Here is a 13,322-nt window from a genome sequence, read left to right as displayed (position 1 = left end):
TCAGGCCGCATTTCCTCCCCCTGAATTTGATCCCGTCACACAATTTTCACAAAAACGCTTGCCGTGAATTTGCAGTTTATTGATAATGATTATCATTGTTACATTGATTGTTATTTATAAACATTATGTCACCGACCGATAACAGCGCGGCAACGCCAGTAAAAACACACACAGCGCCATCCCCTGCTTCCACCGATCGCCGCATCGACAGCAAAAGCCTGTTGGGTGAGGAAGGCCGGGTGATTATCGAGCATGACGGCCAGCAGTATCTGCTGCGCCAGACGAATGCCGGAAAACTGATCCTCACAAAATAAACCAAAACTTTCGCCAGCCACCCAGGTGATCCCCAGGCAGCCAGCGCTTTCGATACTTTATGGAGAGTTGCTATGCTACACCTGCATACCGCACGTTTACGCCCGTCCCTTCTGGCGCTGGCGATTGTCAGCACCCTGCCGGGCGCCGCGTTTGCTGCCGCAGATGAAATAACCGTCACCGCCACAGGCAACGCCCGTAGCGCTTTCGAAGCCCCGATGATGGTGAGCGTGGTTGACGCCACCGCCCCGGAAAAACAGACCGCCAGCTCTGCCGCCGACCTGCTGCGCAACGTGCCCGGTCTGACGCTGGACGGCACCGGCCGCACCAACGGTCAGGACGTTAACCTGCGCGGCTATGACCGCCGCGGCGTTCTGGTGCTGGTCGACGGCGTGCGCCAGGGTACCGACACCGGGCACCTCAACAGCACGTTCCTCGATCCGGCGCTGATTAAACGTATTGAAGTGGTGCGTGGTCCGTCTGCGCTGCTCTACGGCAGCGGCGCGCTGGGTGGTGTCATCTCCTATGACACCGTCGACGCCAAAGATCTGCTGGAACCGGGCAAAAACAGCGGTTATCGCGTGTTTGGTACCGGCGCAACGGGGGACCACAGCCTCGGCCTGGGGGCCAGCGCCTATGGCCGTACCGATACCCTGGACGGCCTGGTATCGTGGTCCAGCCGCGACCGCGGCGATATCCGCCAGAGCGACGGTGCGACGGCGCCGAACGACGAATCCATCAATAACATGCTGGCGAAAGGCAGCTGGAAAATCGACCAGGCCCAGACCCTGAGCGGCGCCCTGCGCTACTACAACAATGCCGCGCAGGAGCCGAAAAACCCGCAAACCTCTGATGCCAATAGCAGCAACCCGATGACAGACCGCTCCACCATCCAGCGCGATGCGCAGGTTGGCTACCACATTGCGCCGGAAGGATACGACTGGCTGAACGCCGATGCGAAGGTTTACTGGTCCGAAGCGCGCATTAATGCCCAGAACATCGACAGCACCGGCGAGTTCCGCAAGCAGACCACCAAAGGCGGCAAGGTGGAAAACCGTACCCGCCTGTTCAGCGACTCTTTTGCCTCTCACCTGCTGACCTACGGCGGAGAATATTATCGTCAGGAGCAGCGTCCGGGCGGGGCCACGACCGGCTTCCCGGAGGCGAAAATCGACTTCAGCTCCGGCTGGCTGCAGGATGAAATCACCCTGCGCGATCTGCCGATCACCTTGCTGGGCGGCACGCGGTATGACAACTACCGCGGCAGCAGCAATGGCTACGACGATGTCGATGCCGATAAATGGTCCTCCCGCGCCGGGTTAACCGTCAGCCCCACCGACTGGCTGATGCTGTTCGGATCTTACGCGCAGGCCTTCCGCGCGCCGACCATGGGTGAGATGTATAACGACGCCAAACACTTCTCCATTGGCCGCTTCTACACCAACTACTGGGTGCCGAACCCGAACCTGCGCCCGGAAACCAACGAAACGCAGGAGTTTGGTTTTGGCCTGCGCTTTGACGATCTGATGCTTGCCAACGATGCGCTGGAGTTTAAAGCCAGCTATTTCGATACCAAAGCCAAAGACTATATCTCCACAACCGTCGATTTTGCCGCCGCGACCACCATGTCGTACAACGTACCCGACGCCAAAATCTGGGGCTGGGACATGATGTCAAAATACTCGGCCGATCTGTTTAGCCTCGACGTGGCCTATAACCGCACCCGCGGGAAAGACACCGATACGGGCGAGTACATCTCCAGCATTAACCCGGATACCGTCACCAGCAAGCTGGACGTTCCGGTGGCGCAAAGCGGTTTCTCCGTGGGCTGGATCGGCACCTTTGCCGATCGCTCAACCCACGTCAGCAGCAGCTACAGCAAGCAGCCGGGCTATGCGGTTAACGATTTCTACGTCAGCTATAAGGGCCAGGAGCAGCTCAAGGGCGTCACCACCACGCTGGTGCTCGGCAACGTCTTCGATAAGGAGTACTGGTCTCCGCAGGGTATTCCGCAGGACGGTCGTAACGGCAAGATTTTCGTAAGCTATCAGTGGTAATTCCCTTCGGGGCCACTCTTCAGAAGGATAAGACAATGCATCACTACGCACGCTGGCTTGAGCTAAAAGAAGAAAATCCGGGTAAGTATGCGCGAGACATCGCAGGGTTAATGAACATCAGCGAAGCGGAGCTGACCTTTTCCCGCGTGGGCCATGACGCCTGGCGACTGCGCGGCGAAATCCGCGATATTCTGGGCGCGCTGGAAGCCGTGGGTGAAACCAAGTGCATCTGCCGCAACGAGTATGCCGTTCACGAGCAGGTGGGCAGCTTCACCAACCAACACCTGAACGGCCACGCCGGGCTGGTGCTGAACCCGCGCGCGCTGGATCTGCGCCTGTTCCTCAACCAGTGGGCGAGCGCGTTTCACCTCAGCGAAACCACCGCCCGCGGCGAGCGACAGAGCATTCAGTTCTTCGATCGTCAGGGCGATGCGGTGCTGAAGGTCTACACCACGGACAACACCGACCTCGCCGCCTGGGGCGACGTGCTGACCCGCTTTATCTTTGCCGATAACCCGCCGCTTGAGCTGAGCGCTGGGGATGTCCCGGCTCACGCCGAAAACGCGGATGCCGCTCTCGTGGACAAGGAGTGGCGCGCCATGACCGACGTGCATCAGTTCTTCAGCCTGCTCAAACGCCACAATCTCAGCCGTCAGCAGGCGTTTCGCCTGGTGGGCGACGACCTGGCCTGTAAGGTGGAGAACAGCGCGCTGGCACAGCTGCTGGAAGCGGCTCGCCGGGACGGCAACGAAATCATGGTCTTCGTCGGCAACCGCGGCTGCGTGCAGATCTTCACCGGCGCGGTGGAAAAAGTCGTGCCGATGAAAGGCTGGCTGAACGTCTTTAACCCTGCCTTTACACTGCATCTGCTGGAGGAGACGATCGCAGAGAGCTGGGTGACGCGCAAGCCCACGGCTGACGGCCACGTCACCAGCCTGGAGCTGTTTGCCGCCGACGGCACGCAAATCGCCCAGCTTTACGGCCAGCGTACCGAAGGTGAGCCGGAGCAGAGCCAGTGGCGCAGCCAGATTGACGCCCTGACGCCAAAAGGGCTGGCCGCATGAAAACGTGGTTAGCCCTGCTGAGCGCCCTGCCTCTGGTGGCGTTTGCCGCCGCGCAGGAGAAAATTGTCGCCCTTGGCGGCGACGTGACGGAGATTGTCTACGCGCTTGGCGCGCAGTCTTCGCTGGTCGCGCGCGACAGCACCAGCCAGTGGCCGCAGGCGGCAAACGATCTGCCTGACGTGGGATATTTACGCCAGCTTAACGCCGAAGGCATTTTGTCCATGCGCCCCACGCTGGTGCTGGCCAGCGACCAGGCGCAGCCGTCTCTGGCGTTGAAGCAGGTCGAACAAAGTCACGTCAGGGTAGTAACCGTTCCCGGCCGCAACGACCTGAGCGTCATTGACGAAAAGGTTCGGGTGATTGCCAACGCTACGCACCGTGAAGCCGAGGGGGAAGCCCTGCGCCACACGCTGCGTCAGGCGCTGGCGGCCCTGCCCTCCGCGCCCCTCAACAAGCGGGTGCTGTTTATCCTCAACCACGGGGGAATGACCGCAATGGCCGCCGGGCAGCAGACCGGCGCAGACGCTGCCATCCGTGCAGCCGGGCTGCAGAACGCGATGCAGGGATTCACCCGCTATCAGCCGCTGTCTCAGGAAGGGGTCATTGCCAGCCAGCCCGATCTGGTGGTGATTTCGCAGGACGGCGTGAACGCGCTGGGCGGCGAAGAAAACCTGTGGAAGCTGCCCGGTCTGGCGCAAACCCCGGCGGGACGGAACAGGCAGGTGCTGGCGATTGATGATATGGCGCTGCTGGGCTTCAGCGTGCGAACGCCGGATGCCATCCAGCAGCTGCGCGCCAAAGCGGAGCAACTGCCCTGATGTCCCGGCGGATCGCCTTGTCGTTGTGGATGCTGGCCGCGATCCTGAGCATCATGACGCTCACCGCGACCGGGTTTGGGGCACTGCACCTGCCGGTCAGCCTGCTGTGGAGCGGCAGCGATGAGGCCATGCGTCAGATCTGGCTTACCATTCGCCTGCCGCGCGTACTGCTGGCGCTGGTGATTGGCGGAGCGCTGGCGCTGGCCGGCTGTGTGATGCAGGGGCTGTTCCGCAACCCGCTGGCGGACCCGGGTCTGCTGGGGATCAGCAGCGGCGCGGCGCTGGCGGTGGCACTGTGGGTGGTCATTCCCGCCGCGTTACCTGCCCTGCTGATGCTGTATGCCCCGATGCTCGCGGCGTTCCTCGGCGCGCTGGCCGCAACCGTTATTATCTTCCTGCTCAGCCAGCAGCGTCACGGCTCCCTGTCCCGCCTGCTGCTTGTGGGGATCGCCATCAACGCCCTGTGCGGCGCGGCCGTCGGGGTGCTCTCATGGCTCAGCAACGATGCCCAGCTTCGCCAGCTTTCCCTCTGGGGAATGGGCAGCCTCGGGCAGGCGCAGTGGTCCACCCTGCTGGCGGTAACGTCGCTGATGGTGCCCGCAGTGCTGATTATCTGGCGGCTGGCCGCCCCGCTCAACCTGCTGCAGCTGGGCGATGAAGAGGCGCACTATCTCGGGGTGGATGTCGCGATGGTACAGCGGATCCTGCTGCTGTGCAGCGCCCTGCTGGTTGCCGCGGCGGTAGCCGTCAGCGGCGTGATCGGCTTTATTGGCCTTGTGGTGCCACACCTGATGCGCATGTGGCTGGGGGCCGACCACCGGGCCGTCGTACCCGGCTCGGTGCTGGCCGGTGCGCTGCTGCTGCTGGTTGCCGACACGCTGGCGCGCACCCTGGTCTCTCCGGCGGAGATGCCCGTCGGGTTATTGACCAGCCTTCTCGGCGCGCCGTGGTTCCTGTGGCTTATCTTTCGTCGCGGAGGTACGCATGGCTGAACGCTATTGTGCAGAGAAAATCTTCTTTCACGCCGGGCAGCGGACGCTGATAGACGATGTGTCGCTTACCCTCTCTCAGGGTGAGCTGGTCGCCCTGATTGGCCCCAACGGTGCCGGGAAATCGACGTTATTGCGGCTGCTTACCGGCTATCTCAAGCCCGCAAGCGGACGCTGCACTCTGGCCGGGACGCCGCTTGCGGACTGGCCGCCGGATACCCTCGCGCGCTACCGGGCGGTGATGCGCCAGAATACTCAGCCCGGATTCGACTGGCCGGTGGACGCGGTGGTCGGTATGGGACGCGCACCCTGGACTCGCTCCCCTGAAGCGTCGGTAGTTGAGGAAGTGATGGCGATAACGGGCTGTCTACCGCTGGCGGGCAGACGCTATTCAAAGCTATCCGGCGGCGAGCAGCAGCGGATCCAGCTCGCCCGCGCGCTGGCCCAGCTCTGGTGCGACGGAGCCCCGCGCGGCTGGCTGTTTCTTGATGAGCCCACCTCCGCGCTGGATCTCTACCACCAGCAGCATCTGCTGCGCCTGATGAGATCCCTGACCCGTCGGGGTCATCTCCACGTGTGCGTGGTGCTGCACGATCTCAATCTGGCGGCGCTGTGGGCGGATCGCATTCTGCTGTTGCACAACGGCAGGCTGGTCTCCAGTGGCACACCGGAGGACGTGCTGCAGGCTGGGACGTTGGCGCGCTGGTACGGCGCGCAGGTGCGTGTCGGCAGCCATCCGGATCACCCCGTACCGCAGGTATTTCTCGCCCCGTGAGCGGGCTGGTAAAAATCCTTCAGCGTTTCCAGCAGGGCATGCGCCGCTTTAGAGAGCTGCGTGTGCCCCGGATGGATTGCTCCGATGCACTTTTCAATGGGCGGATTATCCAGCGGTATACAGACCGCGCCCAGCGCCGTCATCTGCGCTTCGCAGAGCGCCGGTACGGCACTGCCGCCCAGCCCGCTGGCGACCATGCGACCTACCGTCACCAGCTGATGACTCTCCAGCGCCGCGTCCAGCTTTCTGCCGCTTCGGGCCAGCTCCTCCTCCATCATCAGACGTACCGCCGACGGGCGCTGCAGGGTAATAAAATCCAGCGTCAGTAGCTCTTCCCAGGACAGCCGCTTTTTGCCCGCCAGCGCGGAGTCCTTCGGCACAATGGCGACAAACCTGTCGAGCCCCAGCGGCGTAAACAGCAGGTTGTGCGTGGGGGCTGGCTCAAAGGCGATCCCCATCTCAACCCGCCCTTCCCGCACCATCTCAATCACCTGCTCGTTAATGACGTCATGCACGGTGACGTTGATCCCGGCGTGGCGATCGCGAAACGCCTTGAGCACCTCCGGTAAAACGTTGGCGGCAAATGACGGCATCGCCGCGACCGAGATTTTGCCGCGCTGCAGGGTAAAGCACTGGTGCATCGCCTCCTCCACATTATCCCAGTCGGCAAGCAGCTGCCGCGCCATCGGCAGAAACGTCTCCCCTTCCTGCGTGAGGGCAACCTTGCGCGTGCTCCGCTGCAGCAGCGGGCCGCCGAGCGCGTCTTCCAGACTTTTAATCGTCAGGCTCAGGGCCGGCTGGGAGAGATTTAAGCGTTCGCTGGCGTGCGCGAAATTGAGAGTGTGAGCTACCGCTAAAAACGCGCGTAACTGTTTGACACTCATTCTCATTTTTCATCCTGTTAACTAATTGAAAAGAATTAGTTAACAGGAAATTAATAAGAAAACCAAATGAGTGGGTCACAAATTCAAAATTAACAAATGAGTCGCCGCCCCTAATGATACCGGCACGGTTAACGGGAGGGATGACTATGGCAGGACTGGATAAGCGCGTCGGCAGCTATGCGCAGGCGCTGGACGGGCTGACGGACGGAATGACCTTGCTGGCAGGCGGCTTCGGCCTGTGCGGCATTCCGGAGAACCTGATTGCGGAGGTCCGACGCCGTCAGGTGAGAGATTTGACCGTGGTGTCAAACAACTGCGGCGTGGATGGATTCGGCCTGGGGATACTGCTCGAAACGCGGCAGGTTCGCAAAGTGGTGGCCTCTTACGTCGGCGAGAACGCGCTGTTTGAGCAGCAGGTGCTGAGCGGCGAGCTGGAAATTGAGCTTACGCCGCAGGGCACGCTGGCGGAAAAGGTGCGCGCGGGCGGGGCCGGTATTCCGGCGTTTTATACGGCCACCGGCTACGGCACGCCCGTGGCGACCGGCAAGGACGTGCGCCAGTTCGCGGGCAAGCACTACATCCTCGAGGAGGCGATCGTCGGCGATTTCGCGCTGATCAAGGGCTGGAAAGCGGACTGGTACGGCAACGTTATCTATCGCCATACCGCGCAAAACTTTAATCCGCTGATGGCAACGGCGGGTCGGATCACGGTGGTGGAGGTGGAAGAGATTGTTCCGCCGGGTGAACTGCCCCCGTCGGCCATTCACACCCCGGGAATTTACGTCGACAGGCTGATTGTCGGCCAGTTTGAAAAACGCATTGAGCAGCGCACCCTGCGCGCGCAAGGAGTGTGACGATGTTAACCCGTGAACAGATGGCCATGCGCGTCGCCCGCGAGCTGCGCGACGGTTATTACGTCAACCTGGGGATCGGCATCCCTACCCTGGTGGCGAACTACATTCCGGACGGGATGGACGTGATGCTGCAGTCGGAAAACGGCCTGCTGGGGATGGGGGCTTTTCCCGACGAGCAGAGCCTTGATGCCGACATGATCAACGCCGGTAAACAGACCGTGACCGCGCGGACCGGCGCGGCCATTTTCGACTCGGCCCAGTCGTTTGCCATGATCCGCGGCGGCCACGTGGACCTGACCGTGCTGGGCGCATTTGAAGTTGACGTGGAGGGCAACATCGCCTCGTGGATGATCCCCGGAAAGATGGTGAAGGGAATGGGCGGCGCGATGGATCTCGTTGCCGGGGCGCAGAACATCATTGTGGTGATGACCCACGCCTCAAAGAGCGGTGAGTCGAAGCTGCTGCCGCGCTGCACGCTGCCGCTCACGGGCGCGGGCTGTATCCGTCGGGTCCTGACCGATCTCGCGCTGCTGGAAATTCAGGACGGCGCGTTCATCCTGCGGGAATACGCCCCGGGCATCAGTATTGACGAGATCGTGCGTAAAACGGCAGGGAAAATCATTGTGGCGGACGACGTGCGCGAGATGCGCTTCACCTGAGGGGTCAGCATGAAAAAGGTCATGATTGTCGGGGCAACGCGAACCCCCATTGGCAGTTTTCGCGGATCGCTCTCGTCCCTTTCTGCGGTTGAGCTTGGGGCCGTCACGGTACGGCGTCTGCTGGAGAACAGTGGTCTCAGCGCCGAACAGGTAGATGAAACGATTTTCGGCCAGGTGCTGACGGGCGGATGCGGGCAAAACCCCGCCCGCCAGACGGCCATCGGCGCCGGGTTGCCCGTCAGCACGCCGGCGACCACCGTCAACCTGGTGTGCGGCGCGGGCTTAAAAGCGGTCCAGCTCGCCGCCCAGGCGATCCGCTGCGGCGACGCGGAGGTGGTTATCGCCGGCGGTCAGGAGAGCATGAGCAACGCCCCGTATCTGCTGGACGGCGCACGTGCCGGGCTGCGTTTCGGGCATGCGGGCCTCAAGGACAGCATGATTACCGACGGCCTGTGGGACGCATTCAACGATTACCACATGGGGATCACCGCAGAAAACGTCGCCCGCGAGTATGACATTTCCCGCGAGCAGCAGGACGCCTTCGCCGCCCGCTCGCAGCAAAAAGCGGCGTCCGCCATTGAGTCCGGCCGGCTTGACGCCGAGATAGCGCCGGTGACGGTGAAACAGGGTAAAAAGCCGCCGCTGGTTATTGATCGTGACGAACAGCCCCGACCAGGCACGACTGCAGAGCAGCTTGCGCAGTTGCGCCCCGCCTTTTTGCACGAGGAAGGCACCGTCACGGCGGGGAATGCCTCCACGCTCAACGACGGTGCCGCCGCGGTGCTGCTGATGAGCGAGGAAAAGGCGCGGGAGAGCGGATTGCCTGTCCTTGGCCGCATCGTGAGTTACGCCGTGACGGGCGTTGACCCGTCAGTAATGGGCATGGGCCCGGTCAGCGCCTGCCGGACGGCGCTGGCGCGGGCGGGCTGGACGCTCGACGAGGTGGATCTCATTGAAGCCAATGAAGCCTTTGCCGCCCAGGCGCTGGCGGTGGGCCAGCAGCTCGGCTGGGATGAGCACAAGGTCAACGTTAACGGCGGTGCCATCGCCCTGGGCCATCCGATTGGTGCTTCCGGCTGCCGAATCCTCGTGACCCTGCTGTACGAAATGCAGCGCCGTGACGTTAAAAAAGGGCTCGTCACCCTGTGCGTAGGCGGCGGACAAGGCATTGCCCTGACCGTCGAGCGTTAAACCTCTCGTTGGTACCCGAATAATAAGTAAAGTGAGGAGTCATAATGAGTGTGTTAATAGCCCTGGCGGCGCTGGCACTGCTGATGCTGGCGGCCTACCGCGGATACAGCGTTATTTTGTTTGCGCCGATCGCGGCGCTCGGTGCCGTGCTGTTGACCGATCCGGGTGCCGTCGGCCCGACGTTTACCGGCCTATTTATGGAAAAGATGGTGGGCTTCGTCAAGCTCTACTTCCCGGTGTTCCTGCTGGGTGCGGTGTTTGGCAAGCTGATTGAGCTTTCCGGCTTCTCACGCTCCATCGTCGCCGCCGCAATCCAGATCCTCGGGCGTCGACACGCCATCCCGGTGATTGTCCTGGTATGCGCGCTGTTAACCTACGGCGGCGTTTCGCTGTTCGTGGTGGCGTTTGCGGTGTACCCGTTTGCCGCCGAGCTGTTTCGCCAGAGCGGTATCCCTAAACGGCTGATCCCGGCCACCGTGGCGCTGGGGGCATTCTCGTTTACCATGGACGCCTTGCCCGGCACGCCGCAGATCCAGAATATCATCCCCACCAGCTTCTTCGGCACGAACGCCTGGGCGGCCCCGTGGCTGGGGCTTATCGGCTCTCTGTTTATTATCATCTTTGGCCTGCTCTGGCTGGAGCGCCAGCGGCGTAAGGCGCTCAGCAACAACGAGGGTTACGGCACGGATCTGAAAAATGAACCCGAGACGCCGGATAACATTAATCTCCCGCACCCGCTGATTGCTATCTCCCCGCTGCTGGTAGTGGGCATACTGAACCTGCTGTTTACCCGCTGGATCCCCGGCTGGTACGGCGTGAGTCACGAGCTTACCCTGCCCGGCCTGGCGAAACCGATTGTGACCGAGGTGGGCAAGATCACCGCCATCTGGGCCGTGGAGGCGGCACTGATCGCCGGTATAGTGCTGGTGCTGGTTTTTGGCTTTCGCAATATCCGGGGGCGTCTGGCTGAAGGCAGCCGAACGGCGGTGAGCGGAGCCATTCTGGCGGCGATGAATACCGCCTCGGAATACGGTTTCGGCGCGGTTATCGCGGCGCTGCCTGGGTTCCTGGTGTTATCCAAAGCGCTGGCGGCCATTCCGAATCCGCTGCTAAATGAGGCCATCAGCGTGACTGTGCTCGCGGGGATCACCGGTTCGGCGTCCGGCGGGATGAGTATTGCCCTTGCCGCCATGTCCGACTCGTTTGTCGCCGCCGCCCATGCGGCCAATATCCCGCTTGAGGTGCTGCACCGCGTGGCCTCGATGGCGAGCGGCGGGATGGATACCCTTCCCCATAACGGCGCGGTGATTACCCTGCTGGCAATCACCGGCCTGAGCCATCGCCAGGCCTACGGCGGCATTTTCGCTATCACCATCATTAAAAGTCTGGCAGTACTTTTTGTCATTGCCGTGTTCTATCTGACCGGCATTGTGTAAGGAGAGAAAAATGAATCTGAACGGTAAAACCGCCCTGGTCACCGGCTCAACCAGCGGCATTGGTCTGGGGATCGCCCGCGTGCTGGCGAAGGCAGGCGCGCAGCTGATCCTCAACGGCTTCGGCGACAGCGCATCGGCACGGGAAGAGATTGCGCAACTGGGCAAAAAGCCGGGCTATCACGATGCGGATCTGCGGGATGTATTGCAGATTGAGGCCATGATGCGCTACGCCGAATCGCAGTTTGGCGGCGTGGACATTCTTGTGAACAACGCCGGGATCCAGCACGTGGCCCCGGTTGACGCCTTCCCGGTGGAGAAATGGAACGACATTATCGCCATTAATCTTTCCGCGGTGTTTCACACCAGCCGGCTGGCGCTGCCGGCCATGCGGGATAAAAACTGGGGGCGCGTCATCAATATCGCCTCCGTTCACGGGCTGGTCGCGTCGAAAGAGAAATCGGCCTACGTTGCGGCCAAGCACGGCGTGGTGGGCTTTACCAAATCCCTGGCGCTGGAAACCGCCCGCACGGGTATTACCGCCAATACTATTTGCCCCGGCTGGGTACTGACCCCGCTGGTGCAGCAGCAAATCGACAAACGTATCGCGGACGGCGTACCGCCGGAGCAGGCTCGCGAACAGCTTCTGGCGGAGAAACAGCCTTCAGGGGAGTTTGTTACCCCGGAACAGCTGGGCGAGCTGGCGCTGTTTTTGTGCAGCGACGGCACCGTGAACGTTCGCGGCGCTGCGTGGAATATGGATGGCGGCTGGGTTGCTCAGTGATGAACAGGCCGGGTAAGGCAACGTCGCCGCCCGGCTAAAATCGCTAGCTTGAGCAGCTGACCTCCAGCCGCTTGCCCCAGTCGGGCGGGCGGCTGACGTAGTCATCATCCCGGTCGGCAAACGGCGTGCGCAACGCCAGATGCAGCCGGTGTAACTCGTCGTACTCACCCTGCTCTGCCTGCTCAATCGCCCGCTGTGCCAGCCAGTTGCGTAATACCATCGCGGGATTCGCTGCGTTCATCTGCGCCTGACGGGTAGCGTCGTCTACCTGCTCCTGCTGCAGCCGCGTGCGGTACTGTACAAACCAGTCGTCAAACGCCTGACGGTCAATAAACTCGTCGCGCAGCGGCGAGGCGGCGCTGTGCTGCTCCGTCTGGCCCAGCATTCGGAAGGTGCGGGTGTAATCGCTCCCTTCACGCGCCATCAGGGTAAACAGGCCGTTGAGGATGTCGTTGTCGCCCTTCTCCTGGGTCATCAGCCCCAGCTTGTTACGCATCAGCGTGCCGTATTCCCGCAGCAAAAGGTCCTGATAGCTGTCGAGCGCATCATTCAGGGCATCAACGTCGATAAACGGCGATAAGGTTTGTGCAAGCCGCTGGAGGTTCCACAGCCCAACCGCCGGCTGATTGTCAAAGCTGTAACGCCCCTGATAGTCAGAATGGTTGCAGATATACCCCGGCTGATAATCGTCCAGGAAACCAAACGGACCGTAATCAAAGGTCAGGCCGAGAATCGACATATTATCCGTATTCATGACCCCGTGAGCAAAGCCTACCGTTTGCCAGCGCGCAATCATCGTGGCGGTACGGGCAACCACGTCCCGGAACCAGAGAACGTATTTATCCGCCTCATCCTGCAGATGCGCCCAGTGGTGGCGAATGGCGAAGTCCGCGAGCTGGCGAACCTTGTCCGGCTCGCGGCGATAGTAAAAGTGCTCAAAATGACCAAAGCGGAGATGGCTTTGCGCTATGCGCATCAGCATCGTCCCCTTTTCCACCGTTTCGCGCGTCACCGGCGTGTCGCTGGTGACGATCGACAGCGCGCGGGTGGTGGGAATCCCCAGCGCATGCATCGCTTCGGATGCCAGACTTTCGCGTATCGTTGACCGCAATACCGCGCGCCCGTCGCCCATCCGTGAGTAAGGGGTAAGACCTGCGCCTTTCAGATGCCAGTCAACCGTCTCCCCGTTGGGAAGCCGTTGTTCGCCGAGCAGGATCCCCCTGCCGTCACCCAGCTGCCCCGCCCAGACGCCAAACTGGTGTCCGCTATAGACCTGAGCCAGAGGCTGCATACCGGGGAGAAGCGTCTCGCCTCCCCAGACGCCAGCACTGTCTGAACGCTGAAACAGATCGGGCGGAATGGCCAGCTCATCGGCCAGCCGATCGTTATGCCAGATAAGACGTGAATTATGTAACGGTTTTGGTTTGAGTGCGGTGTAAAAGCCAGGCAACTCGTCATGCCAGTGAGCAGTAAAAGACAGGGTCATAAGTCCTCCTGCCTTT

General features: G+C 61.6%; 13 protein-coding genes. 11 read left to right on the top strand and 2 right to left on the bottom strand.

What is annotated here, in order from left to right:
• Nucleotides 1–125 precede the first annotated feature (125 nt).
• The 6 genes from hemP (at nt 126) to ACMGGH_RS14580 (ending at nt 6,015) form a co-directional block, all read left to right on the top strand.
• Nucleotides 126–314 carry a hemin uptake protein HemP gene (gene hemP, locus ACMGGH_RS14605; RefSeq protein WP_028012833.1) on the top strand — a complete coding sequence of 63 codons (189 nt, stop codon included), beginning with the start codon at nt 126–128 and terminating at the stop codon, nt 312–314.
• Between the two features lie 72 nt (nt 315–386).
• Nucleotides 387–2,369, top strand: coding sequence for a TonB-dependent hemoglobin/transferrin/lactoferrin family receptor (locus ACMGGH_RS14600; protein WP_420299129.1), 1,983 nt, complete (start codon nt 387–389; stop codon nt 2,367–2,369).
• 35 nt (nt 2,370–2,404) lie between these two features.
• Complete coding sequence (chuS, locus tag ACMGGH_RS14595; protein WP_045630149.1) at nt 2,405–3,433, top strand: hematinate-forming heme oxygenase ChuS; 1,029 nt, start codon at nt 2,405–2,407, stop codon at nt 3,431–3,433.
• Nucleotides 3,430–4,251, top strand: coding sequence for a heme/hemin ABC transporter substrate-binding protein (locus ACMGGH_RS14590; protein WP_028012830.1), 822 nt, complete (start codon nt 3,430–3,432; stop codon nt 4,249–4,251). The genes chuS and ACMGGH_RS14590 overlap by 4 nt, the downstream gene beginning before the upstream one ends.
• Nucleotides 4,251–5,243: a FecCD family ABC transporter permease gene (locus ACMGGH_RS14585; RefSeq protein ID WP_045261574.1), complete on the top strand. Its 993-nt coding sequence runs from the start codon at nt 4,251–4,253 to the stop codon at nt 5,241–5,243. The genes ACMGGH_RS14590 and ACMGGH_RS14585 overlap by 1 nt, the downstream gene beginning before the upstream one ends.
• Entirely contained in the window at nt 5,236–6,015 is a 780-nt protein-coding gene (locus ACMGGH_RS14580) for a heme ABC transporter ATP-binding protein (RefSeq protein ID WP_232948123.1), read from the top strand. The genes ACMGGH_RS14585 and ACMGGH_RS14580 overlap by 8 nt, the downstream gene beginning before the upstream one ends.
• Here the strand turns inward: ACMGGH_RS14580 and ACMGGH_RS14575 are convergent.
• Nucleotides 5,982–6,905 carry a LysR family transcriptional regulator gene (locus tag ACMGGH_RS14575; RefSeq protein WP_232948122.1) on the bottom strand — a complete coding sequence of 308 codons (924 nt, stop codon included), beginning with the start codon at nt 6,903–6,905 and terminating at the stop codon, nt 5,982–5,984. The genes ACMGGH_RS14580 and ACMGGH_RS14575 overlap by 34 nt on opposite strands.
• Nucleotides 6,906–7,045: 140 nt before the next feature.
• Between ACMGGH_RS14575 and ACMGGH_RS14570 the strand changes: the two genes are divergently transcribed.
• Genes ACMGGH_RS14570 through ACMGGH_RS14550 form a run of 5 tightly spaced genes read left to right on the top strand, consistent with a single transcriptional unit; the run spans nt 7,046 to nt 11,820 of the window.
• Complete coding sequence (locus ACMGGH_RS14570) at nt 7,046–7,753, top strand: CoA transferase subunit A (protein ID WP_028012827.1); 708 nt, start codon at nt 7,046–7,048, stop codon at nt 7,751–7,753.
• Between the two features lie 2 nt (nt 7,754–7,755).
• The gene (locus ACMGGH_RS14565; RefSeq protein ID WP_232948121.1) at nt 7,756–8,412 is read left to right on the top strand and encodes a CoA transferase subunit B; all 657 of its coding nucleotides are present in this window, start codon (nt 7,756–7,758) and stop codon (nt 8,410–8,412) included.
• Nucleotides 8,413–8,421: 9 nt separating this feature from the next.
• The gene (locus ACMGGH_RS14560; protein WP_232948120.1) at nt 8,422–9,603 is read left to right on the top strand and encodes an acetyl-CoA C-acetyltransferase; all 1,182 of its coding nucleotides are present in this window, start codon (nt 8,422–8,424) and stop codon (nt 9,601–9,603) included.
• 41 nt (nt 9,604–9,644) lie between these two features.
• A complete protein-coding gene (locus ACMGGH_RS14555) occupies nt 9,645–11,039 on the top strand; it encodes a GntP family permease (protein WP_220457929.1) in 1,395 nt (464 codons plus the stop codon).
• A gap of 10 nt (nt 11,040–11,049) precedes the next feature.
• Nucleotides 11,050–11,820 carry a 3-hydroxybutyrate dehydrogenase gene (locus tag ACMGGH_RS14550; protein ID WP_232948119.1) on the top strand — a complete coding sequence of 257 codons (771 nt, stop codon included), beginning with the start codon at nt 11,050–11,052 and terminating at the stop codon, nt 11,818–11,820.
• A 43-nt stretch (nt 11,821–11,863) separates the two neighbouring features.
• On the opposite strand, the gene selO is transcribed toward ACMGGH_RS14550, so the two are convergent.
• On the bottom strand, nt 11,864–13,306 hold the full coding sequence (selO, locus tag ACMGGH_RS14545) for a protein adenylyltransferase SelO (protein ID WP_232948118.1): 1,443 nt from the start codon (nt 13,304–13,306) through the stop codon (nt 11,864–11,866).
• Nucleotides 13,307–13,322: the final 16 nt, after the last annotated feature.

The organism is Enterobacter sp. BNK-16, from assembly GCF_048684955.1.
Lineage (GTDB): Bacteria > Pseudomonadota > Gammaproteobacteria > Enterobacterales > Enterobacteriaceae > Enterobacter > Enterobacter bugandensis.
This window is presented reverse-complemented; position numbering and strand designations above follow the sequence as displayed.